At 71.0% G+C, this 25,309-nt stretch carries 18 protein-coding genes, 2 tRNA genes and 1 pseudogene; 18 read left to right on the forward strand and 3 right to left on the reverse strand.

Translation table 11 applies throughout. The features are described 5' to 3' along the window. Positions 1–65: 65 nt before the first annotated feature. The gene (locus OG711_RS26555; RefSeq protein WP_329560862.1) at positions 66–1,220 is read right to left on the reverse strand and encodes a M48 family metallopeptidase; all 1,155 of its coding nucleotides are present in this window, start codon (positions 1,218–1,220) and stop codon (positions 66–68) included. Positions 1,221–1,561: 341 nt separating this feature from the next. Between OG711_RS26555 and OG711_RS26560 the strand changes: the two genes are divergently transcribed. The 9 genes from OG711_RS26560 to OG711_RS26600 all read left to right on the forward strand — a co-directional run bounded on the left by OG711_RS26560 (position 1,562) and on the right by OG711_RS26600 (position 7,141). Beyond that, positions 1,562–1,720, forward strand: coding sequence for a hypothetical protein (locus tag OG711_RS26560; protein ID WP_099284147.1), 159 nt, complete (start codon positions 1,562–1,564; stop codon positions 1,718–1,720). Positions 1,721–1,829: 109 nt separating this feature from the next. Continuing rightward, entirely contained in the window at positions 1,830–2,456 is a 627-nt protein-coding gene (nadD, locus tag OG711_RS26565) for a nicotinate-nucleotide adenylyltransferase (protein ID WP_073793689.1), read from the forward strand. Positions 2,457–2,472: 16 nt separating this feature from the next. Then, positions 2,473–4,671: an LCP family protein gene (locus OG711_RS26570; protein ID WP_329560865.1), complete on the forward strand. Its 2,199-nt coding sequence runs from the start codon at positions 2,473–2,475 to the stop codon at positions 4,669–4,671. A gap of 154 nt (positions 4,672–4,825) precedes the next feature. Beyond that, a complete protein-coding gene (gene rsfS, locus OG711_RS26575) occupies positions 4,826–5,284 on the forward strand; it encodes a ribosome silencing factor (RefSeq protein WP_073793688.1) in 459 nt (152 codons plus the stop codon). Further along, positions 5,281–5,961 carry a histidine phosphatase family protein gene (locus OG711_RS26580; RefSeq protein WP_073793687.1) on the forward strand — a complete coding sequence of 227 codons (681 nt, stop codon included), beginning with the start codon at positions 5,281–5,283 and terminating at the stop codon, positions 5,959–5,961. Before rsfS ends, OG711_RS26580 begins: the two co-directional genes overlap by 4 nt. 113 nt (positions 5,962–6,074) lie before the next feature. Beyond that, a tRNA-Ala gene (locus OG711_RS26585) sits at positions 6,075–6,147 on the forward strand. Positions 6,148–6,496: 349 nt separating this feature from the next. Further along, a complete protein-coding gene (locus OG711_RS26590; protein ID WP_073793686.1) occupies positions 6,497–6,694 on the forward strand; it encodes a hypothetical protein in 198 nt (65 codons plus the stop codon). 3 nt (positions 6,695–6,697) lie between these two features. Beyond that, positions 6,698–6,931 carry a hypothetical protein gene (locus tag OG711_RS26595; protein ID WP_016643127.1) on the forward strand — a complete coding sequence of 78 codons (234 nt, stop codon included), beginning with the start codon at positions 6,698–6,700 and terminating at the stop codon, positions 6,929–6,931. A gap of 137 nt (positions 6,932–7,068) precedes the next feature. Beyond that, a tRNA-Ala gene (locus OG711_RS26600) sits at positions 7,069–7,141 on the forward strand. A gap of 101 nt (positions 7,142–7,242) precedes the next feature. Here OG711_RS26600 and OG711_RS26605 read toward each other — a convergent pair. Together OG711_RS26605 and OG711_RS26610 are read right to left on the reverse strand one after the other, a co-directional pair. Continuing rightward, a complete protein-coding gene (locus OG711_RS26605) occupies positions 7,243–8,853 on the reverse strand; it encodes an NADH-quinone oxidoreductase subunit NuoF family protein (RefSeq protein WP_266515460.1) in 1,611 nt (536 codons plus the stop codon). Then, positions 8,850–10,052, reverse strand: coding sequence for a cytochrome b/b6 domain-containing protein (locus tag OG711_RS26610; RefSeq protein WP_329560869.1), 1,203 nt, complete (start codon positions 10,050–10,052; stop codon positions 8,850–8,852). Before OG711_RS26610 ends, OG711_RS26605 begins: the two co-directional genes overlap by 4 nt. Positions 10,053–10,724: 672 nt before the next feature. Between OG711_RS26610 and leuS the strand changes: the two genes are divergently transcribed. The 9 genes and pseudogenes from leuS (at position 10,725) to OG711_RS26655 (ending at position 25,129) form a co-directional block, all read left to right on the forward strand. Beyond that, positions 10,725–13,715, forward strand: coding sequence for a leucine--tRNA ligase (leuS, locus tag OG711_RS26615; RefSeq protein WP_329560871.1), 2,991 nt, complete (start codon positions 10,725–10,727; stop codon positions 13,713–13,715). Positions 13,716–13,901: 186 nt separating this feature from the next. Beyond that, positions 13,902–14,696, forward strand: coding sequence for a hypothetical protein (locus OG711_RS26620; protein ID WP_266515453.1), 795 nt, complete (start codon positions 13,902–13,904; stop codon positions 14,694–14,696). Positions 14,697–14,770: 74 nt separating this feature from the next. Continuing rightward, positions 14,771–15,619 (forward strand): DegV family protein, encoded by an 849-nt coding sequence (locus OG711_RS26625; RefSeq protein ID WP_329560874.1) that lies wholly within the window; start codon positions 14,771–14,773, stop codon positions 15,617–15,619. An 872-nt stretch (positions 15,620–16,491) separates the two neighbouring features. After that, positions 16,492–17,178, forward strand: a complete 687-nt coding sequence (locus tag OG711_RS26630; RefSeq protein ID WP_405674091.1) for a helix-hairpin-helix domain-containing protein — start codon at positions 16,492–16,494, stop codon at positions 17,176–17,178. Further along, positions 17,175–19,076 (forward strand): annotated as a pseudogene (locus tag OG711_RS26635) (ComEC/Rec2 family competence protein); the annotation flags it as partial. The gene OG711_RS26630 and the pseudogene OG711_RS26635, both read left to right, overlap by 4 nt. Before the next feature lie 119 nt (positions 19,077–19,195). After that, positions 19,196–20,662, forward strand: coding sequence for a hypothetical protein (locus OG711_RS26640; RefSeq protein WP_329560876.1), 1,467 nt, complete (start codon positions 19,196–19,198; stop codon positions 20,660–20,662). A gap of 95 nt (positions 20,663–20,757) precedes the next feature. Then, a complete protein-coding gene (locus OG711_RS26645) occupies positions 20,758–22,587 on the forward strand; it encodes a hypothetical protein (RefSeq protein ID WP_329560878.1) in 1,830 nt (609 codons plus the stop codon). Next, on the forward strand, positions 22,584–24,683 hold the full coding sequence (locus tag OG711_RS26650; RefSeq protein ID WP_329560879.1) for an integrase: 2,100 nt from the start codon (positions 22,584–22,586) through the stop codon (positions 24,681–24,683). Before OG711_RS26645 ends, OG711_RS26650 begins: the two co-directional genes overlap by 4 nt. Continuing rightward, on the forward strand, positions 24,680–25,129 hold the full coding sequence (locus OG711_RS26655) for a hypothetical protein (protein WP_329560881.1): 450 nt from the start codon (positions 24,680–24,682) through the stop codon (positions 25,127–25,129). The genes OG711_RS26650 and OG711_RS26655 overlap by 4 nt, the downstream gene beginning before the upstream one ends. The last annotated feature ends 180 nt before the right edge of the window (positions 25,130–25,309 follow it).

A 25,309-nucleotide genomic window follows, 5' to 3' on the forward strand; every position in this document is an offset into this window, starting at 1 on the left:
CCGGCTCGGCGGGCGCGGATCGCGGGACCCGGGGCGCTCGGGCCGCGGCGCGGGACGCCAGGCGCTCAGGTCGCGGAGGGGCCGCCCTTGGCCTCGCCGCTCCCGCCGCTCTCCTCGCCGGAGGCGTCCGGACCCCTGCCGGAGCCGCCTGAGCTCTTGCCGGAGCCGCCGAACCTGCTGCGCACCCGGCCGCCGAGGTCGCCCGCGCCGCCCGCTATGTCGGTCACCAGCTTCATCAGCGGGTCCTTGGAGTCACGGACATCACTGGCGTACGCCGAGGCCGACTGACGGAACGAGTCCGTCACGGAGGTGTCCTTGTCCTCGTCGCGGCGGGGGTAGTGACCGTCCATGAGCCGCTGGTGGTCGCGGGACTCGGCCCACTTCTTGAGCTCGGCCGCCCGCACCGTGGTGAAGGGGTGCGTACGGGGGAGCACGTTCAGGATCTTCAGGACGGAGTCCCGCAGATCGCCGCCCTGCTCGTACTCCTCGGCCTGCTTGAGGAACGCGTCGACGTTCATCTCATGGAGGTGGTTGCCGCCCGCCATCTTCATCAGGCCCCGCATCGACGCCTGGAGGTCCTGGCCCACCAGGAGCCCCGCGCGGTCGGCCGACAGCTCCGACTTGCGGAACCACTCGCGCAGCGCCGTCACGATCGCCATGATCGCGACATTGCCGAGCGGTATCCACGCCACCCGCAGCGCCAGATTCGTCAGGAACAGCAGGACCGTGCGGTACACCGCGTGCCCCGACAGGGCGTGCCCGACCTCATGGCCGACTACGGCCCGCATCTCCTCCTCGTCCAGCAGCTCGATCAGACCGGTGGTGACGACGATGATCGGCTCGTCGAGACCGATGCACATCGCGTTCGGCTGGGGATTCTGACTGACGTACATCGCGGGGACCTTCTCCAGGTCCAGGATGTAACACGCGTCCCGCAGCATGTCGTTGAGATGGGCGAACTGGGCGTCGGAGACCCGCACCGAGTCCGAGAGGAACAGCAGCCGAAGGCTCCGCTCGGGAAGCAGCCCGCTCAGCGCCTTGAACACCGTGTCGAAACCGCTGAGCTTGCGCAGCGCCACCAGCGCCGAGCGGTCGGCCGGATGCTCGTACGCCCGCGAGGAGATACCGGGGAAACGCCTGCGCCGCCTGCCGGGCAGATTCTCCGCGCCGGTGTCCTCGCCCGTCGGCCGCGGTGTGCCGTTGGTGTTGTCGTCGCTCATGACGCCCCCCATGTCTCGCGTTGTCGTCCGGTTGAACGGGTGGCCGTCCGCTTCGGTTCCCGTGCCGCGCCGTTCCGCCCGGACGGTTCGTCACGACGGCTCGTCACCGACGGCTCGCCGCGGGCGCGGGGCGCGGTCGTGGAAAGGGACGCCGAACAGCGCCGTGCCGTTGCCCGGGGTCCGGTCGGGACTCCCCGGGTGACGGGGCGTGACCGCCGCCGCGGCGACCCGGGTCCCCGTAACCACGGCCCTCCCGCGAATCCGCTTTACCTCACGCTTACGATGGCCTCAGAGGCTTCCTGTCTCCAGCCCGTTCCCACTCCGGATTGGTCCTCCCGAAGATGACTCTGCACAGCAACGCGGCCCAGCTCGTCACCCTCGCCGAGGGCGGGCACCACGGCCCCCACGCGAGCATCAACCCGTTCGTCACGGGTGGTGGCGCCCTTCTCGCCCTGCTCCTGCTGCTCTGGATCACCACCCGCTTCAACCGGGACCGCTGACCTTCGTACGCAGGCGGATCACCGGCCCGCTGAGCCACCGCGCCCGCCGAACGTGACGGAATCCCTCCGGCGTCCGGTCCCGCGGTACGGGCCGGTAGGGTCTGCACGCATGGGACAGCAGGACATGCCTACCGGCCCGGCGGACAGCGGCAAGCGCCGCCTCGGCGTCATGGGCGGAACGTTCGACCCGATCCACCACGGGCACCTCGTGGCGGCGAGCGAGGTCGCCGCGCAGTTCCATCTCGACGAGGTCGTGTTCGTGCCGACCGGGCAGCCCTGGCAGAAGAGCGACACGCGCGTGTCGCCCGCCGAGGACCGCTATCTGATGACGGTCATCGCCACCGCGGAGAACCCCCAGTTCTCCGTGAGCCGGATCGACATCGACCGCGGCGGCCCCACCTACACCACCGACACGCTGCGTGATCTGCGCGCGCTCAACCCGGACACGGACCTCTTCTTCATCACGGGCGCCGACGCCCTCGGCCAGATCCTGACCTGGCGGTACACGGAAGAGCTGTTCTCCCTGGCACACTTCGTCGGGGTCACCCGGCCGGGCCACCCCCTCACCGACCCCGGACTCCCCGAGGGCGGTGTCTCCCTCGTGGAGGTCCCGGCACTCGCCATCTCGTCCACCGACTGCCGCGCGAGAGTCTCGGCGGGAGCCCCCGTCTGGTACCTGGTGCCCGACGGCGTGGTGCGCTACATCGACAAGCGCGACCTGTACCGCGGCGACTGAACCGGGAGGGGGACCTGTGAACGGTCGAGACGACCGCTACGACGGCCATCCGGGCGGGACGGACCCCGAGGGTTCCGACGGCTCCGACGGATTCGCCAGCTACGAACTGGCCGGTTACGACGAGTACGGCCGTCCCGTCTACCAGCAGGCGAACGCCCCCGAGCAGTCCCGCCGGCAGCCGGAGTGGACCGACCCGTACGGCGGCCAGGGCCAGGCACCGGGGCAGTCGTACGACGCCCAGCAGGGCTACGGCACCCCGGACGCCCAGGGTTACGGCACCCCACAGGACCACGGCGGCTACGGCGAGCAGCAGCAGTCGTACGGCACCTTCCCGGCCGACCAGCAGCAGCCCTACGGCACGGCCACGGGCTACGACCCGGCGCAGGGCCAGGGCGGCGGCTACGGGACCGGCCAGGGCTACGGCGACTCCTCCCAGGGCTACGGCAACACCGGGCAGAACTATGGCGACACCGGGCAGGGCTACGGTGACCCCTCCCAGGGCTACGGGAACGCCGCTCAGGGCCACGAGAGCGCCGCTCAGGGCCACGGCGACGCCCATGGCGGCCAGGACCAGGGCTACGGCTCCTACGCGGCCCCAGCGCCCTCCTACGGCGATTACGGGGACGGGCCCGGGGCCCAGGGCCAAGGCCAGGCCGACCCATACGACCCCTACGGCCAGGCGGGCGCCGCCGGACAGCGGCAGCACGCCGACGCGCCGGCCCCCGGCACCGCCGAACAGACCGCCTACATCCCCCAGCAGACCGCCGCGCCCACCGCCGCCCACCCGGCCGGACCCACGGCGTACCCGGGCCACGGGACGGACCCCGGACAGACCGCCGGCGGCCCCGGGACGCAGTACGCGGCCGAGGCCGCCGCACCGGACACCGCGGCCGGGCCGACCGGTCCGGACGCGTCGGACCAGGCGGACGGACAACGCGACTACCGCACCGAACAGTTCGCCTTCGTGGAGGAACCCGAGGGCGAACCCGAGGACGTCATCGACTGGCTCTCGTTCACCGAGAACCGCACCGAGCGCCGCGAGGAGGCCAAGCGCCGCGCGCGGGGCCGGGTCGTCGCGCTCGTCGTCGTCCTCGCGCTGATCGTGGTCGGCGGCGTCGGCTATCTGTGGCTCGCCGGCAAACTGCCCGGACTCTCGGACGACGAGGGGTCGAGCGGCCCAGCGGCGGGACCGCAGAAGCGCGACGTGGTCCTCGTGCACCTGCACAACACCAAGAAGGGCGGCACCTCCACCGCGCTGCTCGTCGACAACACCACCACCAAGCAGGGCAACACCGTCCTGCTGCCCAACGCGCTCTCCGTCAGCGCCGACGACGGCTCCACCACCACGCTCGCCAAGTCCGTCGAGGCCGACGGCTCCAGCGGCACCCGCGAGTCCGTGGACACCCTCCTGGGGACCCGTATCGAGGGCACCTGGCGACTGGACACCCCGTTCCTGAGCAACCTGGTCGACCTGGTCGGCAACATCGACGTCGACACCGACGCGAACGTGCCCTCGGAGAAGGCCAGGAAGGGCGAGGCGCCGCTCGTCAAGCAGGGCGCCCAGCAGACCCTCAGCGGGCGGATGGCCGTCGCCTACGCCACCTACCGCGCCCCGGGGGAGGGCGAGGAGTTCCAGCTCGCCCGCTTCGGCCAGGTCATGCAGGGCATCCTGCGCAAGATCTCGTCCGACGCCGGGTCCGCCACCGTCACCGTCGAGTCGCTCGCGCAGATCCTCGACCCGTCCCTGTCGGAGAAGGACCTGGGGGCCTTTCTGGCGAGGCTCTCCGACCGGGCCAAGGGCGGCGACTACAAGACCGCGCTGCTGCCCGTCGAGTCCGACGGCGCGCTCACCGCGCAGGCCACCGAGACCGTCGTCAAACCGCTGCTCGGCGGCACCGTGAAGAGCCCCGAACAGGGCGACGCCGTCCGGGTCAGCGTCCGTGACGCCGGCGGCTCCGGTGACGCCACCGAGGCCGCGCGGGTCGTGCTCGTCAACGGCGGCTACACCTTCGTCGAGGGCGGCAAGGGCGACGCCGTCGCGGCGACCCGGGTGCTCTACGCCAGTGACGCCCGCGAGTCCGACGCCGTGGAGGTCGCCAAGACCCTGGACCTGCCCGCGTCGGCGGTCCGCAAGGGCGAGGTCGACGGCAACGCGGAGGTCGCGGTGGTCCTCGGTCCGGACTACACCCCCAAGAAGGGCGCCGACAGCCCGTAGCGAGCGTTCGGAGCGGGGGTCCACGCGCGCGTGGCCCCCCGCCTCCGCCCAGGCGGGGCGTATTCGTGCGGCCACGGAAGGTGACCGTTTCGTGAGCTGTCAGCGGTCCGTGAGACGCTTGGGAGACACCCGACCGTCGAAGGAAAGCCGCGCAGTGACCGCAACTGACCGTTCCCTTGAGCTGATCTCCGCCGCCGCACAGGCCGCTGCCGACAAGCTCGCGCACGACATCATCGCCTACGACGTCAGTGACGTCCTGTCGATCACGGACGCCTTCCTGCTGGCCTCCGCGCCCAACGACCGCCAGGTCAAGTCGATCGTCGACGAGATCGAGGAGCGGCTGAGCAAGGAGCTGGGCGTCAAGCCCGTGCGCCGCGAGGGCGACCGCGAGGCCCGCTGGGTCCTGCTGGACTACGTCGACATCGTCGTCCATGTGCAGCACAGCGAGGAGCGCGTCTTCTACTCCCTTGAGCGGCTGTGGAAGGACTGCCCCGAGATCGACCTGCCCGAAGAGGCCAAGGCGACCCGCGGCAAGGGCGCCGAGCACTCCCAGCGCACCCAGGCGGCCGAGGAGGCTTCAGGGCTGCGCGAGCTCGGCGGGGAAATGCTGTGAGCGCTTCCTCCCGCACGGACCTCAAGCCCTTCTCCGAGTCGGGCCCCAGCCGCCGGATCATCCTCTGGCGGCACGGCCAGACCGCGTGGAACCTGGAGCGGCGCTTCCAGGGCACCACGGACATCGGCCTGACCGGTACGGGTGTCCTCCAGGCCCGTCGTGCCGCCCGGCTGCTCGCCTCGCTGAACCCCGACGCGATCATCGCCTCGGACCTCCAGCGCGCGGCCTCCACGGCCGCCGAGCTGGCAGCGCTCACCGGCCTCGACGTCACCCACGACGAGGGCCTGCGCGAGTCGTACGCGGGCGTGTGGCAGGGCCTCACGCACGACGAGATCATCGCGCGGCACGGTGACGAGTACGCGGCGTGGAAGCGCGGCGAGCCCATCCGCCGGGGCGGCGGCGAGCTGGAGACCGAGGTCGCCGACCGCGCGGCCCCCGTGGTCCTCGCGCACGCCGAGAAGCTTCCCGACGAGGGCACGCTGGTCGTCGTCAGCCATGGCGGCACCATCCGCACCACCATCGGGCGCCTCCTGGGGCTCGACTCCCACCACTGGGAGAGCCTCGGCGGCCTGTCCAACTGCTGCTGGTCCGTACTGGGCCGCGGCGCGCGCGGCTGGCGCCTGCTGGAGCACAACGCGGGCACCCTCCCGGAGCCGGTCCTCGGCGACGACGACTGACGGGTTCACGCCACCGCGTGACCGGTCGGGCGGCCGTCGGCACGGATTTCACTTTCCGGCGGCTCCCAGGCTAAAGTTCTTCTTGTTCAGCCCGCAGGGCGGGAAGAACGCAAGGGGCTATAGCTCAGTTGGTAGAGCGCCTGCATGGCATGCAGGAGGTCAGGAGTTCAATTCTCCTTAGCTCCACACTTGGAAGGGCGATCGGTACCGCGCGGGACGCGGCCCGGTCGCCCTTCGCGTATGCCCGTGCCGAGACAGGACGCCTGTGCGGGGCACGGGTACTGGACAAACGCGGGTTCTTGGTGGCCATTTTCCCGGCCCGCGCGGTTGCCCGGCGCTCCGTCGAGGTACGTGGAGGGGCACAGACGTATCGCACCGGTGGACGCGTTCCCCGCGCACGGGTCCTCGTACAAGCCTGGGCCCTGGGCGGACGCCGTGTCCGGACCGGTACGCGTACGTCGCTGACCGTGGTGCTCCCGTCGTGGCAGAATCAAACGGCCGGATGGGGGACGCGTCCCGACGGGAGGGAGAAGCGATGCCTGCGAGCATCCGCGAGGGGGAAGACCACCTCCTCGCCCTGGCGGTGCCACGCGGGGACGGCATACTCCCCGGGCGCCCCACCAGGTCCCTCATCGACTGCCCCTCCTGCGGCTCCACCCAGGTCGCCCAGCTGCTCGGCGACAACGGCGGGGTCTCCTTCATGTGCACGGCCTGCGGCCACTCCTGGAGCTGATCGATGGGTGCACACAGGCGCAAATGCGATTGGTGCGGCAGCGGGACGCCGATCGTCCGGGACATGGAGCCGGTCAACCCGGACTACCAGTACTGGTGCGAGGAATGCGCGCGGGCGCTGATCATAAAAGGCGACCCCATCGAGACCTATCGTGAGCTGGAGGGCGAGCCGATCTACGGCCGGCTGCTGGACGAGCACTGCACCCTCAAACGCTTCTACTCCTTCGCCACGGCCTGATCCGCCCGCCCGCCCCGGCGGGGGACATCCCGGGCGGAATCCTCCGCGCCGCCGCGAACCGGAATCGATTTGGTGAACGGCTGGGAGGACCGTTAATGTTGGCGTCGCCGCCGGGGAGACCGGGCGGTGCACCACGAGGGGCTATAGCTCAGTTGGTAGAGCGCCTGCATGGCATGCAGGAGGTCAGGAGTTCAATTCTCCTTAGCTCCACAAGCGGTTGACGGAAGGTCCCGCCCGGTACTCCGGGCGGGACCTTCCGCGTCCACCCCGTCGTCTCAGTCAACGTCCCGCGCGCGTGCGTGCGCGTGGTCTCACTCCCGGCCGCTGCCCAGGGCGCGGCGGCCCCGGCCCGGCTGGAGCATCGGCAGCACCGAACGGCCCGCCGCCTTCGCGGGGTCCTCCTCCAGCCGCAACGCCAGGGCCGGGCAGCGGCGCACGGCCCGCACCGCGCGGGCCTGCGAGTAGCGCGGCACCGCGGCCTCCGCCACGGACGGATAGCCGTCCTGCCCGAGCTGGATCAGCTCGGGCACGATGTCGGCGCACAGCCCGTGCCCCTGGCACAGCGTCCAGTCCACCGCGAGGCGCTGTCCGCTGGGGCCCGCGTCGCCCCCGGTCCCCGTGCCCGGCGCGGGCTCCTCCTGGAGCGGCAGCACGCCCCGCACGGGACGGCCGCAGCCGCTGCCGAGCACATGCGCCGCGAGGTCGTCGGTGAACGCGGAGACGGAGGACTCGATGAACGCCGCGGAACCGTCCGGGTGCTTGCACGCGCCCCGCCGCTTCACGGCGTGGGTGATCTGTCGCAACGCCTCCAGTGCGGCCGGTCCGCCGCCGTTCAGCACGTCCTCCAGGCCCCGGGCGGCGGCCGGGAGCCCCCGGTAGCAGGGGCCGCACTGCCCGGCGCTCTCGCCCGCCAGCCACCGCGCCACCAGCAGGGCCTCGCCCAGCGGACAGGTGTCCTGGCCGAGGGGCAGGATCGCGCCCGCGCCGAGCGCGCCGCCCGCCGCCTCCAGCGCCGCGCGGGAGACGATCGCGTCGTGCGCGGTGGCCGTGTCGAGCCATCTGCCGTGGTAGCCGCCCGTCAGCACGCCCTGCGGCAGCGGCGGGGCACCGGCCAGTTGCAGGACGTACCGCAGGGGGACACCCGAGGGCGCCTCCAGGACCATCGGCCGGGCGACCGCGCCGGACACCGTCAGCAGCACCGTGCCCGGCTCGTCCCGCAGACCGGTCCTGCGGTACCGGTCGGCGCCCGTCCGGGCGGCTATCGCGAGCTGCGCGAACGTTTCCGCGTTGGACAGCAGTGTCGGGGCGCCACCGACACCCGCCTCCGAGGCGCGCACCTTGCGCCCCGGAGGCCGGGCCGGGCCCCCGTCGGCCGAGCGGATCAACGCCGACGACTCACCGGTGACCATGCGCACCGGGTTGCGCTGCACCCGCGCGCGCATGGAGGCCCCGCGCCGGTTCGACAGACCGCGCTCGGCGAGCGCCCGCTCCATGGACCGCTGGGTGGACTCCCGGGTCACCCCGACCACCAGGGTCCGCGCGCCGAGGGCCTCCGCGGCCAGCAGCGCGCCGTCGAGGACGAGATGCGGGGCCCGGTTGATCAGGACCGTGTCCTTGCGGCACGCGGGCTCGTCCTCGCTGCCGTTGACGACGACCACGGGGCGCACTCCCCGGCGGATCGCGGCGTCGGCCACGGAACGCAGTTTCCTGGCGAACGGGAACCCGGCGCCGCCGCGCCCCCGCAGCGAGATCCGCTCGGCCAGCGCGGCCAACCGCTCCCCGCCGATCGGTTCGAGGGGACCGTGCACCTGGAGATGCGTGCCGAGGTCGAGCCGTTCCACGAGGTCGAACCCCGAGGTCAGCTGAGGCAGTCCGACGACCCGGACCTCGGGCACGTCGGGCAGGGCCGCTCCGCCGTTCAATTGGCTCCTCCGGTGGGCGCGTTCCAGGGCTCACCGGAGCTGGGCGCCTGGAAGGGCCCCGGGAGCTGTTCGGTGGGGGTGTGGCCGGTCGCGGGGTACGTGGGGGTGCTTCCGTAGGGGGTCGAGGCGAGCGGGTCGTAGAGCGACCGCGGGGCCTCGGCGGGCGGCCGGGGTGACGGGGCCGGCCAGCGCTCCGCGCCGTCGCCCTGGCGGGGGACGCCGCCGGTGGGCCGCACATCCACGGGGACCCGGCTGCCCGGGTAGCTGTCCGGTACCGCCCGGTGGTCGTCGGGGAAGGCGCCGGGCGGTGCCTCCGGGTACGGCGGCGGGGGCGTCGGGACGGCCCGGTACGCGGCGGCCATCCCGAGCCCGCCGCCCGGTTCGTCGGGGCGCCCCGGGGACGCGGTGACCCGGGCGGCCGGGGCGGGCGCCGGGGGTTCGCCGGAGCGGGGCCGGAGCGTGGTGGACAGGGGCGGCGGACCGGTGTCCCACGCGCGGGATGCCGTGGCCCACCCGCGCGTGGGGGGCGCGACACCCGGCAGCGGCATCTCGGCGGTGTCGCGCGGGGCCCGGCCGCCCGGCCGATGGCCGGACCCCAGGACGGCGAGCACCTGGGCGGTGACCCTCCGCCGCACCGGGGCGGGCGCCGCACGCAGCCCGAGCGCCCCGATGACGGCCACCAGGCTCATGCCGTACAGGAACGTGATCCACCCCGCCGCGGGGCGTCCGGCGAACAGCCCGTGCACCAGGGCCGAGCACCAGGCGGGGTACGCCAGCGTGTGCACCGCACGCCAGCGGGCGGCCACCGGGGCCGGGGAGGCGAAGGCGCTGCGCAGGGCGCCGGTGAGGCCCGTGGCGACCATCAGCAGGGCCGCCAGCGAGCCGAACCCGATGAGTCCGGCGGCGCCGTCCACGCCGAGCCCGAAGGGGACCAGGGCGGCGAGGACGGTGGTGTGGTCCAGCGCGATCTTGACGCTGATGTGCAGCAGGAGGAAGACGATCGCGGCGACGGCCGTCGCGCGGTGGATGCCCTGGGCCACCAGTCGCTGACGGGAGTTCAGGAAGACCCGGTCCGACGCGACGAGTCCCCAGAGCACCGAGGAGGTGAGCGAGACCAGGGAGAGCACTCCCGCGCCGTGGTTGACGAAATCACGGAATCCCTCACCTCCGATGACGGCGAGCAGGGGTATCAGCAGCATCACTCCGGCTGCCGTGCCTCCCCGGGCCCACGGTTTAGGGGCGCGGGAGGGGCGGACTTTCCGACGAGGGTTCATGGGGCGACTCCGAACGACGCGGCACAGTGGTCCCGCCGCCGCACTCTAAGTGGCCCCATACCGAGGGGTGCGGGGTTTGAGTTATTACCCTGTTATCAAAGAGGCGCATGATCTTTGTGTTGTCCCGTTAGCGGGCGGTACGCGAAGTAATCGATGGCCAATGATTCTGTGTGCCGATCCTCATCAAGGCGTCACCGGTCTCTCACATGACGCCGGACACCGCGCCCCTTCGGTCGCATCCACGCACGCGTGGGGACTCCCGTGCCGGACGCCCCCACCCACAGCTCGCCACCGGTCACCCCGCGCGCGTGAGGGCGTTCCCATGTCCGGGTGAGAGGGCTCCCACGCGCGCGCGGCGACCGCACGCCTGTACCGTCGCGACGATGCGGGCCCTGCGGTACCCTGGCGCCATGCGTGCCGTACGCCTTCTGCTTAGCGGGCCGCGCTGATCAGTCCCGACGGATGACGAATCCGGTCGGCATCGGCGCGGCGCCCCCTCCTGTGCGAGGGGTTTTTTCGTTTCCGGACCGTGCCGCGACCGGACCCGAACGGGTCGACGCCCGCAGGCAGATGACGATCGATGGAGCTTTAGGGATCATGAGCGAGACGAATTCTTCCCCCGCCGCCGCGGAGAGCGCCCCCGAGGGGCCCGCGGGCGGGATCGCCCAGGCCGCCGTCGAGGCGGCCGCTCCGCACCGCTACACGGCCGCCATGGCCGCCGGTATCGAGGCACGCTGGCAGGACTTCTGGGAGGCCGAGGGCACCTACGAGGCGCCCAACCCGACCGGTGACCTGGCCGGTGACCCCGCCACCGTCGCCCGCCCCAAGAAGTTCATCATGGACATGTTCCCGTACCCCTCGGGCGCGGGACTGCACGTCGGCCACCCCCTCGGGTACATCGCCACCGATGTGTACGCCCGCTACCAGCGCATGACCGGGCACAACGTCCTGCACACCCTGGGCTTCGACGCCTTCGGCCTGCCCGCCGAACAGCACGCGGTCGCCACCGGCACCCACCCCCGGGTGTCCACCGAGGCGGCCATGGACAACATGAAGCGGCAGCTGCGCAGGCTGGGCCTGGGCCACGACCAGCGCCGCTCGATCGCCACGATCGACCCCGCGTACTACAAGTGGACCCAGTGGATCTTCCTCCAGATCTACAACTCCTGGTACGACGACGAGGCCGGCAAGGCCCGCCCGATCGACGAGCTGATCGCCCAGTTCGCCTCCGGTGAGCGCGCCGTACCGGGTGCCACGCGCGCGTGGCCCGAGCTGGACGCCGCCGAACGCGCCGAGGTCCTGAGCGGCTACCGCCTGGCCTACGCCTCCGAGGCACCCGTCAACTGGGCGCCCGGTCTGGGCACCGTCCTGGCGAACGAGGAGGTCACCTCCGACGGCCGTTCCGAGCGCGGCAACTTCCCCGTCTTCAAGTCGAAGCTGCGCCAGTGGAACATGCGCATCACCGCCTACGCGGACCGCCTGCTGGACGACCTGGACGGCCTGGACTGGCCCGAGGCCATCAAGCTCCAGCAGCGCAACTGGATCGGCCGCTCCGAGGGCGCCCGCGTCGACTTCCCGGTGAGCACCGACGGCCCGGGGGCCGTCCCCGCCACCGGCGCCGTCTCCGGCGGCCCGGCCACCGCGCCCGGCACCGGCGTCATCACCGTCTTCACCACCCGCCAGGACACCCTCTTCGGGGCCACCTACATGGTGCTGGCGCCCGAACACGACCTGGTCGACCGGATCGTCCCGGCCGCCTGGCCCGAGGGCACCCACGACGTCTGGACGGGCGGCCACGCCACCCCCGGTGACGCCGTCGCCGCCTACCGCAAGCAGGCCGCCGCCAAGTCCGACGTGGAGCGGCAGGCCGACGCCAAGGAGAAGACCGGCGTCTTCACCGGCGCCCACGCCACCAACCCGGTCAGCGGCGAACAGGTCCCCGTCTTCATCGCCGACTACGTCCTCATGGGCTACGGCACCGGCGCCATCATGGCCGTGCCCGCCCACGACACCCGCGACTTCGCCTTCGCGCGCGCCTTCGAACTGCCCATGCGCTGCGTCGTCGAGCCGAGCGACGGCCGCGGCACCGACCCCGCCGAATGGGACGACGCCTTCGCCTCGTACGACGCGCGGATCGTCAACTCCGCGGGCGACGGCATCACCCTGGACGGCCTGGACGTCACCGCCGCCAAGGCCCGTATCACGGAGTGGCTGGAGCGCGAGGGCATCGGCCACGGCACCGTCAACTTCCGGCTGCGCGACTGGCTGTTCAGCCGCCAGCGCTACTGGGGCGAGCCCTTCCCCATCGTCTACGACGAGGACGGCGTCGCCCACGCCCTGCCCGAGTCGATGCTGCCCCTGGAACTGCCCGAGGTCGACGACTACTCGCCGCGCACCTTCGACCCCGACGACGCCGACACCCGCCCCGAGACCCCGCTGTCGCGCAACGCCGACTGGGTCAACGTCACCCTGGACCTCGGCGACGGCCCGCGCGCGTACCGCCGCGAGACCAACACCATGCCCAACTGGGCGGGCTCCTGCTGGTACGAACTGCGCTACCTGGACCCGCACAACGACCAGCGGCTGGTCGACCCCGACATCGAGCGCTACTGGATGTCCCCGCGCGCGGGGATGCCCACCGGCGGCGTCGACCTGTACGTGGGCGGCGCCGAACACGCCGTCCTGCATCTGCTGTACGCCCGCTTCTGGTCGAAGGTCCTGTTCGACCTGGGCCACATCTCCTCGCCGGAGCCGTTCCACAAGCTGTTCAACCAGGGCATGATCCAGGCGTACGTCTACCGCGACAGCCGTGGCATCGCCGTACCCGCCGCCGAGATCGAGGAGCGCGACGGCGCGTTCTTCCACCAGGGCGAGCGGGTGAGCCGACTGCTCGGCAAGATGGGCAAGTCCCTGAAGAACGCCGTCACCCCGGACGAGATCGCCGCCGAGTACGGCGCCGACACCCTGCGGCTGTACGAGATGGCCATGGGCCCCCTGGACGTCTCCCGGCCGTGGGACACCCGCGCGGTCGTCGGTCAGTACCGGCTGCTCCAGCGGCTGTGGCGCAACCTCGTGGACGAGACGACCGGCGACGTCACCGTCACCGGCGACGAGCCCGCCGAGGACACGCTGCGCGCCCTGCACAAGGCCGTCGACGGCGTCCGCCAGGACCTGGAGGGGCTGCGCTTCAACACCGCGATCGCCAAGCTCACCGAGCTGAACAACCATCTGACCAAGGCGAACGGCCCCCTCCCGCGCGCGGTGGCCGAGCCCCTGGTGCTGATGATCGCGCCGCTGGCCCCGCACATCGCCGAGGAACTGTGGCGCAAGCTGGGCCGCACCGACTCGGTCGTCCACCAGGACTTCCCGGTCGCCGACCCCGCCTACGTCGTGGACGAGACCGTGACCTGCGTCGTCCAGATCAAGGGCAAGGTCAAGGCCCGGCTGGAGGTCTCCCCGTCGATCTCAGACGAGGAACTGGAGCGGATCGCCCTGGCCGACGACAAGGTACGGGCCGCGCTGGACGGCGCGGGCATCCGCAAGGTCGTCGTGCGGGCGCCGAAGCTGGTCAACATCGTCCCCATGTGACCCGCCGATCCACCGGCCCGCCCGCTTGAACGGCCCGGCCCCCGGGGACACTGTCCTCGGGGAGCCGGACCCGGTCGGCGGGCCGGGGGTATCCCCTACGGGTGGGACGGGGGCCGGGATGGAACTCGCGCACCGCCTTTTGCGTTTACCGTTGAAGAGACGTCGCAGGACCGGGAGAGGACCGTCATGGAAGCCGTGATCGCCGTCGTGGCGTTGCTCTTCGTCCTGCTGGTCGCGCTCGGGGTGTACGCCACGGTCAAGGTCGTCGGCGCGGCCAAGCGCGGCGTGGACCGCACGATCCACCAGGCGCGGCGCACCGTCGAGGACACCACCCTCAAGGCGAAGTCCTACACCCAGCCGGGTGCCGCCGGGGAGCTGGCCCAGCTGCGGCTGAAGCTGCGCACCTCCATGCGGGCCACCCAGGACGCCCTCCAGGCGGCCGTCGGCGAGGACGAGTCGCTGCGGGAGTCCCTCAGCCTCTTCGACCGGCTCAGCACCCACGGCCATGAGCTCGACCGCGAGCTGAAGCGGCTGGAGACCGAGCCCGACCGCTCCCGGCTCTCCGCCGCGCTGCCCGAGATGCGTGAGCGCACCGACCAGATCACCAAGTCCGCCGACGCCCTGCGCTGGGCGGCCCGCGACCGCGCCCACCGCTTCGCCAACGACGACCTGGACTCCCTCAGCCTCCAGATCGACATGGAGGCGGGCGCCCTGCGGCACTGGACCACCGAAGCGGGCCCCGGCGCGCAGGACCCGGCCGGCGCACCTTCGTCGGCGTCCACCGCGTCCGCGTCCGCCGAGCCCGCCAAGGACGGCCCCGCGCCCTGGCCCGCGCCCGCCGGTCCCGAAGGCCGCGCCGGGGCCCAGGAGCAGACCTGGCCCGCAGGCGGTGCCGAGCCGGCCGCTCCGGCCATCGCGCCGCCCGTCGCCCGGCCCACCTACTCGTGGGAGAAGAAGCCCCGCCCGGAGAGCACCACCTGACCGGGCCCCTCCGGTCACCGCTCCCCGACGGCCCGGACTGCCGCTCCGCAGGCCCGGCGGGTAATCTCCAGCCCATGTCCAGCCATGTCGCCATCGTCACCGATTCCACGGCCTACCTGCCGGAGCGGGCGATGCGGCAGCACGACATCACCTCGGTTCCGCTGACCGTCGTCCTCGGTGACCAGGCGCTGGAGGAGGGCACCGAGATCTCCGCCCGCTCGCTCGCCCAGGCCCTCCAGAAGCGCCGCCCCGTCACCACCTCCCGGCCCGCCCCCGAGGTCTTCGCCGCCACCTACCGCGAGGTCGCCCGGTCGGGAGCCCCGGGCATCGTCTCGCTCCATCTCTCCTCGGAACTGTCCGGTACGTACGACGCGGCCGTGCTCGCCGCGCGGGACGCTCCGGTGCCCGTCCATGTGGTCGACACCGGCATGATCGCCATGGCCCTCGGGTTCTGCGCCGTCGCCGCGGCCCAGGCCGCCGCGGCGGGCGCGGGGATCGACGAGGCGGTCGCCGCGGCCGAGAAGCGCGCGGCGGCCACCTCCGCCTACTTCTACGTCGACACCCTCGACTATCTGCGACGCGGCGGACGGATCGGGACGGCCCAGGCGCTGTTCGGGTCCGCGCTCGCCGTGAAACCGCTGCTCCAACTGGCCGACGGGCGGATCGAACCGCTGGAGAAGGTACGCACCGCGGCGAAGGCGATCGCCCGGCTGGAGGAGATCGCGGCGGACCGGGCGGGGGTCGGGGGACCGGTCGACATCGCGGTCCATCACCTCGCGGCGGCCGAGAAGGCCGCGGCGCTCGCCGAGCGACTGCGGGAACGTATCCCCGGGCTGGGGGAGTTGCACGTCAGCGAGGTGGGCGCGGTGATCGGGGCGCATACCGGGCCCGGGCTGCTCGGGGTCGTGGTGTCCGGACGGTAGTCCCTCGCGGGTCGCCTTCGCTTGCGCTTCGTAGGTCTGTCCGGCGGGACGCGCCTGTTCCTGTGCGGTCGCTCGTGGGTTTTGCGCAGTTCCTCGCGCCCCTGGGTTTCCTGTGCTGGGCGCACTTGTTCCTGTGCCGTCGGTCGGTGGTTTTGCGCAGTTCCTCGCGCCCCTGGGTGCTGCCCCTTCGGGTCTGTTCGTCGGGTGCGGGTCTGTCCTCGTCTTCGCGCAGTTCCTCGCGCCCCTTTGGGGCGCGTTCTGTTTGTTCTTCGGGTCGGGGCCGGTCGGGATTCTCCGTCCTCGCTCCAACGCGCTCGGTACGGGCGTTCAGTGGCTGTAGTGGGGGCGTCGGAGTCTGCGGGCAGAGATTCCCGCCCACCCCCTTCCGTGAGTCCTGCGACTGCGCGAAGAGGGGGGTCCCAAGTGTGTTCCGGAGGTGTCCGTCACTCCTTCGGGGGGTGGAGTTATCCACAACCGGGGTGCTGTCCACGGGAATCGTTCATGATCATCGCGGGTCGGGCGAAATCCCTACCGTCGAAGGCATGAGTTCTCGAATTCTTCCTGGTGAGGGTACGGATGCGTCGGCGGAGCTCGCGGAGCCCCCGGCCGAGGTAGCGCGGCGGCGGCGCGGGCCGAGTGGAGCGGGCAGCGGTCCCGGCCGGGCCGCGGGGTCGGACGGGCGGGTGCGGCGGCGGGCGGACGCGTCGTTCGCGGAGTACGGGCGGCGGGGACCCGGGCCGGGGGAGCGGTACGGGCCGTTGGGTGGGGGGTCTTCGCGCCCCGGGCCGCAGGGGTCCGGTCCCGGCGGGCGGGAGTCCGGGGGGCGACTGCCTCCGGGCCCCGACGCTGAGCTGTCGCGTGGGGCACGGGCGGTGCTCGCGGTACGCGAGCGGCTGCCGCTGTGGCTCCGGACGCGCTGCGGGCTGGAGCGCCGGAGCCTGGTGGCGCTGACCGTCGTCCTGGTGATCGCGGTCGGGTTCGCCGTCCAGCACTTCTGGGCCGGCCGTCCGCAGCCCGTACGCGCCCCGGAGCTGGTGCGCGCGGCTCCTCCCGGACCGACCGCGTCCGCGCGACTCGCCGGGCCACGGGTGGTGGTCGACGTCGGCGGCAAGGTACGTGATCCGGGGCTCCAGCGGCTGCCCGCCGGGTCCCGGGTGGCCGACGCGCTGGGCGCGGCGGGCGGCGTGAAACCGGGCACGGACCTCACCGGGCTCAATCGCGCGCGGATGCTCGTGGACGGTGAGCAGATCGTCGTGGGGGCACGTCCCGAAGGGCCGGGGACGGCGACCGGTGCCGGGTCGGTGGCCGGTTCCCCAGCGGGGCCGGTGACCGGCGCCGGACCTTCCGCGGGCGGCGCACCGGGGTCCGCGCCGCTCACGCTCAGCTCCGCCACCGCCGCCCAACTCGACACACTGCCCGGGGTGGGACCGGTGCTCGCCCAGCGGATCGTCGACCACCGCGCCCAGCAGGGCGGCTTTCGCACCGTGGCACAGCTCCGCGAGGTGACCGGGATCGGTGACCGGCGCTTCGCCACGCTGAAGGACCTGGTCCGGCCATGAGCGGGGCTCCTGGGGTCGTCTCCTCCGGCAGCCCAGCCCTTGGCAGCACAGCGCGTGGCAGCACAGCATCCGGCAACACGGCGCTCGGCAACACGGCCGCGGACCTCCGGCTGGTGCCGCCCGCGCTCGCCGTGTGGCTGACCGCCGCGCTGCTCCTCGGAGCCTCACCGTGGTGGACGGCGGGGGTGGTGCTGTGCGCCGCGGTCGGGGCCGTGGCGCTGCTTGTGCCCTGGCGCCCGAGCGGTGGCCGGACGGCGGCACGGCGGGTGACCTGGGCTGCGGTGCTGCTGTGTGTGGCGGCCTCGGCTGCCGCGGCCGGTCTGCACGGGGCCGATCTATGGCGGGGGCCGGTCCCGGAGCTCGCCGACCGGTACGCGGCGGCGACCTTCGAGGTGGAGGTGGCGGCGGACCCGCGCCGGGCGCGCCCGCGTCCGACGGGAGCCGCGGCGCCGCCGCTCGTGCTGGTCGACGCCCGGGTGGTCCGGGTGACGGCGGCGGACGGCGCGGTCACCCGGACCCGTACGCCCGTGCTGCTCATGGTGGACGCCGGCCGGGCGCCGGGGCGGTGGCTGGAGGTACTGCCGTCCACCCGGCTGCGGGTCATGGGACGGCTCGCCCCGCCCCAGCGGCGCGGCGGTGACATCGCGGCCGTCGTACGGGTCGACGGGGAGGGACCGCCGCGTGTGGTCGCCCCGCCGTCGGCGGTGCAGCGGATCGCCGGGGAGTTACGGACGGGCCTGCGCCGGGCCACCTCGGGGCTGCCCGAGGACGCGCGGGCGCTGTTGCCGGGACTGGTGGTCGGGGACACCTCGCGGGTCACCCCGGAGCTGCGGGACGCGTTCGAGAGGACGGATCTGACGCACCTCATGGCGGTGAGCGGTTCGAACTTCGTCGTGCTGCTCGCGTTGCTCGTCGGCCCGCCGGGGATGTCGCAGTCCGTGGAACGGCGGGGGCTGGCGCCCAGGCTCGGCATCGGACTGCGGGCGACGGCGGTCCTGGCCGCAGGGCTCAGTCTCGGGTTCGTCGTGGTGTGCGGACCGGAGCCGAGTGTGGTGCGGGCGGCGGCCTGCGGCGGGATCGCGCTGCTCGCGATGGTCACCGGACGCCGGAGATCGTTGCTGCCCGCGCTGGCGGCGGCCGTGCTGTTGCTGGTGCTCCATGACCCGTGGCTGGCCCGGAAACCGGGCTTCCTGCTGTCCGTCCTCGCGACGGGCGCCTTGCTCACGGTGGCGCCGGGGTGGAGCGCGGCACTGCGGCGGCGCGGTGTGCCCGGCCGGGTCGCCGAGGCGCTGGCGGCGGCGGCCGCCGCCCAGGCGGTGTGCGCGCCGGTGGTGGCGACGTTCGCGCAGCGGGTGAGTGTCGTCGGGGTGCCGTGCAATCTGCTGGCGGAGTTCGCGGTGGCGCCCGCGACGGTCCTGGGGTTCGGCGCCCTGATCACGGCGTGGGTGGCGATGCCGGTGGCGGAGGTCATCGCGTGGTGCGGCGGCTGGCCGGCGGGGTGGATCGCCGGGATCGCCCGGACGGGGGCCGCCTTGCCGGGCGGTTCGCTGGGGTGGCCGGGCGGCTGGCGGGGCGCGCTGCTGCTGGCGGCGGCGGTCGCGCTGGCCGTGCCGACGGTACGGCGGTTGCTGCGGAGTCCGGCCCTCGCGTCGGCGTGCGCCTTCGCCCTGGTGCTGGCCGTGGTGCAGCCGGTGCCGCTGACCCGGGTCATGACGGGATGGCCGCCGCCCGGGTGGCGGTTGGTGATGTGCGATGTGGGGCAGGGGGACGCGTTGGTGCTGGCGGCGGGTGGGGGCAGTGCGGTGGTGGTCGACGCGGGACCCGATCCGGGGCGGGTCGACCGGTGTCTGCGGCGGCTCCAGATCACCCGGGTGCCACTGGTGCTGCTCACCCACTTCTTCTTTCCGCTGTTCAGATCTGTCTCATGAGATCTGTGGTTCAGTCTCGTTCCGTTGTGGCGGTATGAGACAGGTGAGCCGACAGGAGTTTCTCTCCGGGCCCCTGGGAAGGGGCGAGAGTGGATCTTGCTTTTGTGCAGTCCGGACTGTTGGAGAGGTTCCTGGACAGCGACGTCATCTCCGCGGCGGAGGTGGACGCGATGCTGAAACGGCGAGGTGTGCTCGACGGGACGCCGGTTCTCCTCGACGAGGAGACGATGATGCCGGTGCCGACCCTGTGCGAGTACGGCCGGTATCTGTCAACGGCACTGTTGGACGAGACGACGCTCAAGGATTACGGCCGGGTGATCAGCCGACTGAACAACTACCTAGTCAAATTGGAAAGTGACGTTTTGTCGGCGGTGGAAACGGATCTCGTCTCTTACCGCAGTCATCGGACGCAGTGGCAGGAGAAGCCGATCGGCGGCTCGGCATGGGGCAAGGAGTCATTCGTCCTGGACGACCTCTATGGGTTCCTGGTCGACCGTGGATTCCTGTCACACCGGCCAGCCCGGGTAGCGGCGCGAGGACGCAACGCGCTGGCACCGCGCGTCCGGTCGAGCAAGGACATCCGGCACCTGACCTTCGATCAGTACCGGTACTTCCGGGACGTGGGGTTCGGCGGCCAGCTGCCCGACGCCCAGGTTGACCTGCATTTTCGTGGATGGTCTCCGCTGCGCAACCGGGCTGGCTCGGATATGGCCCTGGGGTCGGGGATGCGATGGCGGGAATGGTCCACAGTGCTGATGCCAGAGATCGGCCTGTGGCCTGGGATGCCGGGCGGGGCAGCGGAGTTCACGGTCCAGGCATGCGCGAAGTACGGCAAGGCTCGCCCCATCTATGTCCCCGAAGACGCGGTCGGATCCGCTGACCTGTTCTGTCTATTGGAGCGTCCGGACATCGTCCGCCGGGCCGCGCGGACTCTGGAGCGCAAAGCCCGCGACCTGTTCGTGGTGAGCAAGGTGGACGTGGCTGGCGGACGGGTGCGGGGTGTACAGGACGGCGTTGTGCGCGAATATCAGATGTCGGCGATGCCCGCGAAACTGCGGCGGATCGCTGTTCACGAGGGCGAGTTCGGCCTGGAGGCATTGTCCCTGTTCGTCTGCCGCGGCGGGCTGATGCCGGGGGCGGACGCCTGGAAGGGTTACCGCCATCGGGCCTGGGTGCGCATGAACGCGCTCGCTGACGAGACCACGCCGCTTCTGCCCGTCCGGCGGTGGAGATGGCACGACCTGAGGCACACATACGCTCTGCGGCTTTTGACCTACCTGGAGAACGTCATGGACGGCGAGGAGCCGAACCTGCAGGCCCGTCGGCGCCGGCATCGTTCCTACCTGACGGGGCACCTCCGGCATAATCCGCTGCTCATTGTCAGCCGTAGGCTCGGTCACGCAAGTCCGGAGACCACGTACCAGTACCTCCAGTACACGGACGATCTGATCAACGAATTCGAGAACGCGTTTGCCTGCTGGGTGGGCGACGACGAGGCGACCTACGCCGAGATCGCCACGCATGCCCTGACCGCAGCAGACGAGGGCCGTCGATGACCGCGCCGAGCAGGAAGCGCCGGACCAAGCAGGAACGCGAGCGGTTCCTCGCAGCCTTGGCGAACCCTGTCCCGGCTGGAGGTGTCGGCCCCCGCGTGGTGCAGACCCCCGGACGCCTTCTGGCGGTGGATCCCGCAAATTACCGTTCCTCGCTGCTGGCCATGCAACTGGCGGACGAGTGGACTGAGTACGTCGCTGCCACCGCGATCGGGGCACACGCGCGGAATTACCAGCAGGCGATCGACCGCCTCTGCCAGCACGTCGACAAGGTGCTCGGCCCTGCGGCCGAAGAAGCCAGCCTGGCCGATCCGGACCTCTTCGACATCCTGGTGAAATGGGAGCTGTCCCTAACTGAAGGCTATGCCTCGGGTTCAACAAAGCCGGGCCTGCTGGCTGCCTCGTTGCGTGTGCTGATCATCCGCCGGGACGACCACTCTGACCGCGTGGTCGCTGCGGACCTGGCACGCCTGGCCCGCGGTCCGGCGCTCCTCGGCAGCGGCGAGAAGGCAGAGCGAGATGAATTCACCCGCCCGGAGAAGCGGGCCCTGGTTCGCGCAGCCTGGAAGAGCGCGCACGCCACCCGCAAGCGTCTGAACGACGGCTGGGCTCTGGCCGAACAGGGTCGCCACCCCGATGAGGGAAGCTGGACCAACATTCCTGACCTGCTCTGGGGCCTGGCCCGCGAGCAGATCGTTGCCGAGGACTTGCGCCGGTTCGTGCCCGGGTCACTTGAGTGGCCGAAGGAACTGATGGAGTTCACCGCTGGGCCCGGCAAGGTCCCGTATCCGCAGACCGCGCGACCTCAACTGGCGCGCAGGCTGTTGGCATCGTTGTATCCAACCAACCTCGACCTTCATGCTTTCCGCGTCTTGCTGATGGATGCCACCGGCCACACCTCCGAGGAGGTCGCTGGCTTCGGAGAGGCGGATGTGGAATTCCTTCCTAAGGGTGTTCGGCTGACCTTGCTCAAGAATCGCGCCGGACGGCTGCGGCGCCGGGCGTTCCGGGACCAGGACCCGCCCGATGCTCCAGCACCGGATGGCGATGGACAGCTCACCGTGAACTGGCCGCGGCGGGAGGCCAGCGAGGTGGTCCGGCAGCTTATGGATCTCACAGCCCGGGTTCGCGCCAAGGCCCCGCACATCGCCGACACCCTCTTTGTCAGCGCCAGCGTCCGCCCCGACTACACCACCGTGTTCGACCAGTGGAACCCGCGCTTCCCAGGAGGACGCTTCTCCGAGTGGCTGGCTGTCATGGACGTCGAAATTGAGGGAGACCAGCACATCGGTCGCCTGCGCAAATCGACCAAGGTCGAGAAGGCCATCGTCACCGAGGGTCGCATCGACGCCGCTGCGGATGACCACACCGAGGAGACCTTCGCCCGTCACTATGCCCAGGGCACCACACTGCGGATCCTGTCCGGGCGGACGATCGCCACGGCTCAACAGCATTGGTTCGACACGGCTCTCGGCCGAATCTACGGCCCCACCGTCATCTCTGACGCCGAAAGCATTGACCAAAAACTCCTGGAGGACGTCGGCTTGTCCGCGCAGGAGGCTGAGGACATCATGACCGGCCAGCTCGACATGGGCGTCTCCCACTGCAAGAACCCATACCAGGGGCCATACAGTCGCCCCGGCGAACTCTGCGCCGTCGCTCCTCTTCGCTGCCTCGAGTGCCGCAACGCCTGGATCCTGCCCGACAACCTCCCTCAACTCCTGCTCTTCAAAGCGCACCTGGAACGACTTCGTACGCTTCTGACACCGCAGGCCTTCAGCCGGCTATGGGGGCAGAGCTGGGTGAACCTGAACACCGTCCTGGACGACCGTACGCCTGAGGAACGTGCCCAGGCCCGCAAGCACATCGAAGCCGGCGAGGCGTCCCTCGACCTGCCGTTGGCCGCCCATACGGAGTTTGACGCATGATCCTGACTTTGCCCCAGCAGCGACATCCGTCGCTGTTCTTGAACGACGAGCCTGTCGTCCAAGGCCAGCCACTGCTGCCCGAGGCCCGTAAACCCGGCGCCTACGTTCCCCGATTCGGCGACACCGTCCTGTGGAACTTCAACGGTGTCCTCAAACGGCCTGCAAACGTTGCCCCCAGCAGCTGGAAGATCCACTTCAGTCTGGAGCTGGAGGACCTTTACTGGAACCTGCTGGCGCGGGAGCTGACGATGATCACCTTCAATCAGCGCCACCCTGCAGTTCTCAAGAGCGGCGTCATCCTCGAAGGTCTCACCAGCCCCCGCAGTCTGGCCCAAGCCACCTCCCACCTGCGGACGCTCGCGCGATGGGCCCGCAAGAACGGGCTTGCCGCTTACCCGGACGGATGGACGGTGGAGGATCTGCGGCAGCGCATCGCCAGCATGGCCACCGACGGTCTCGCCCCGGCAACGATCAGAGGCCACGTGGGCACCTTGAAAAACCTGGCAGCAGTTGGGCCCGTCTTGAGCCTGCCATGGCCAACGGGAGATCCATGGCCTGGCCAGAGCGCGGGCGATGTCGCCAAGGTCATTTCCACCGGAGTCATCTCAACCCCCACGGTTCACCCGGCGACCTGGTTCCCGCTAATCCGCGCCGCCTGGGCCTACATTCATGACTTCGCCCCTGACGTCCTGCGCGCCGACCGCCGCCTCCACGAACTGAGAGCCGTCGCCCACTCGTCAGCCCGAGGCATCGATAGGCGACTTGAGGAGTGGCTTGCGGACACTCAGAACAAGATCCCCGTCCATCCCGCATCCCTGTCCGACCAGACCCCACAGGTTCAGTGGAGGCTTCTGACGCTCCTGCTCGGCTACAAGCCCGTCGTTCGCACACAGATCGCCCAGACCGACCGGCCGGGGAAGAGACGCCGACGCACCCTGATCCTGGACGCAGTTGCCGAGGGCCGGACCACGACTCACGCACTGACTGGAGAACTCCTCCAGGTCACCCGACCGGATGGCAGTATTGGGCCCTGGCACCCAGGCCTCGACCAGCGGACCCTGTTCGAGGCAAAGAAGGCACTGCGTGACGCAGCATTCGTGCTGGTCGTGGGCTTGTCGATGATGCGCGACTCGGAGATCCACGAGATCCTGCGGAATCCCGTCGTCGACCACTACAACACCCCTGCCATCGCCTCCACGAAGATCAAAGGCACTACCAACCGCCCACGCAAACATTGGTGGATCGCCGAACCGCTCGTGGAAGCCCTTGAGGTCGCCGAGGCCGTCTCTCTACACCCCGAACGAGTCTTCGCACCCGTCCGTGCTTCCAGGCAGGACGACGGCACCCTGGTGGGAGTCCAGATGCTGGCGGCGTTCGTGACGTTCACCAACGAGGGCCGGGCCTGGACCGGGCTCGATGAGATTCCCACCGCCTACATCCGCCCGCACATGTTTCGCCGGACCATGGCGATGCTCACCGACCAGTTCCCGGGCTCCGAGATCGCCACCGGGATCCAGCTCAAGCACCTCGCCACGAGAGCCCTGGCCAATGCCACAACCCGTGCCTACGCCGCCTCCACCAAGGAATGGGCCAAGTATCTAGAGGACGCCCTCGACAACGTCAAGTTCCGCAAGATCAAGGACCTCTACCAGCGTCACAGCGCAGGCGAGGAGATCGGGTTCGGGCCTGGCGCCGAACGCGTCAAGGACGCCTTCGACCAGATCGCCGCCACCGTCAAGGCCCGCAACGGCGACGCCCGCACCGCCGACACCCTCTTGCGCACCACGCGGATCCACATCCGGTTCGGCCTGCTCAACAACTGCACGGCCGACCACACCAATCCCGTCGGTGCCGTCTGCCTTGAGAACGCGATCGTCCCCGAAGGACATGTCGGCCCGCTTGACGAACGCTGCCGGCCCGACCGATGCGCGAACAGCATGATCGGCCCCGAGCATCTACCAATTTACGACTCGCACCAGCGCACACAGCTCCAGCTCATCAATAACCCCTCCATGCCGACCTGCCGCCGCGACCTCGCCGAACGCGAACTCGACATCACCCGCAACGTCCTCAAGATGGCGGGTGTGTCCCAGTGACCGGGCCCGTCGATGTTGACCTCAAGGACCAGGTCAGCCCCAAGACCGCCGCCGCCCTGGGGGCGGCGATGACGCGCCTTATTGAAGGCCGCCCCCAGCGGACCGACGGCCGCCTCACCAAAGAGAATCTCTACAAGGAGGCCCAGGTCAGCCGCGCGACCATGAACAGGGCGCACGCCACCCTGGCCGAATGGGATGCCTACCTTGCAGCCCATGGCAAGGCCACCCCTGGCGAGGCAAAGCGCGACGTGACCATCGCCGACCTCAAGAAGCGCCTGACCAAGAAGACCCAGGAGTGCACGTTCCTGGAGAACAAGCTCAAGGCTGCCCACACCGCGATCGCTGCCCTCTTTCACGACAACGAAGCCCTCCGGCAGCAGCTCGGCAAGGACGTCTCCAGCACCGTCACACCCATCCGTCCCCGCGGGCCCAGGCAAGGACGCTAAGCCAGACCAGACGAATTTTGAGGACCACGGAGGCCGCGCTCGGCAGAAAGGTCAGATCTGCCGAGCGCGGCCGCCAGGCAGCGACGACGAGTCCCTTCCAGGGCAGCTGGACGAACTCGCGTACAGCTGGCTCGCGTACCGCCAGGGAGCGAAGGCTGCCTTGGACGCGCGGACGTAGTC

The organism is Streptomyces uncialis (assembly GCF_036250755.1).
GTDB classification, from domain to species: Bacteria; Actinomycetota; Actinomycetes; order Streptomycetales; family Streptomycetaceae; genus Streptomyces; species Streptomyces uncialis.

Excerpts from the sequence above, each read along its gene's own strand:
- OG711_RS26555 (WP_329560862.1), bottom strand. The coding sequence starts at position 1,220 with ATGAGCGACGACAACACCAACGGCACACCGCGGCCGACGGGCGAGGAC.
- OG711_RS26560 (WP_099284147.1), top strand. The coding sequence starts at position 1,562 with ATGACTCTGCACAGCAACGCGGCCCAGCTCGTCACCCTCGCCGAGGGC.
- nadD (WP_073793689.1), top strand. The coding sequence starts at position 1,830 with ATGGGACAGCAGGACATGCCTACCGGCCCGGCGGACAGCGGCAAGCGC.
- OG711_RS26590 (WP_073793686.1), top strand. The coding sequence starts at position 6,497 with ATGCCTGCGAGCATCCGCGAGGGGGAAGACCACCTCCTCGCCCTGGCG.
- OG711_RS26595 (WP_016643127.1), top strand. The coding sequence starts at position 6,698 with ATGGGTGCACACAGGCGCAAATGCGATTGGTGCGGCAGCGGGACGCCG.
- OG711_RS26610 (WP_329560869.1), bottom strand. The coding sequence starts at position 10,052 with ATGCTGCTGATACCCCTGCTCGCCGTCATCGGAGGTGAGGGATTCCGT.
- leuS (WP_329560871.1), top strand. The coding sequence starts at position 10,725 with ATGAGCGAGACGAATTCTTCCCCCGCCGCCGCGGAGAGCGCCCCCGAG.
- OG711_RS26620 (WP_266515453.1), top strand. The coding sequence starts at position 13,902 with ATGGAAGCCGTGATCGCCGTCGTGGCGTTGCTCTTCGTCCTGCTGGTC.
- OG711_RS26625 (WP_329560874.1), top strand. The coding sequence starts at position 14,771 with ATGTCCAGCCATGTCGCCATCGTCACCGATTCCACGGCCTACCTGCCG.
- OG711_RS26650 (WP_329560879.1), top strand. The coding sequence starts at position 22,584 with ATGATCCTGACTTTGCCCCAGCAGCGACATCCGTCGCTGTTCTTGAAC.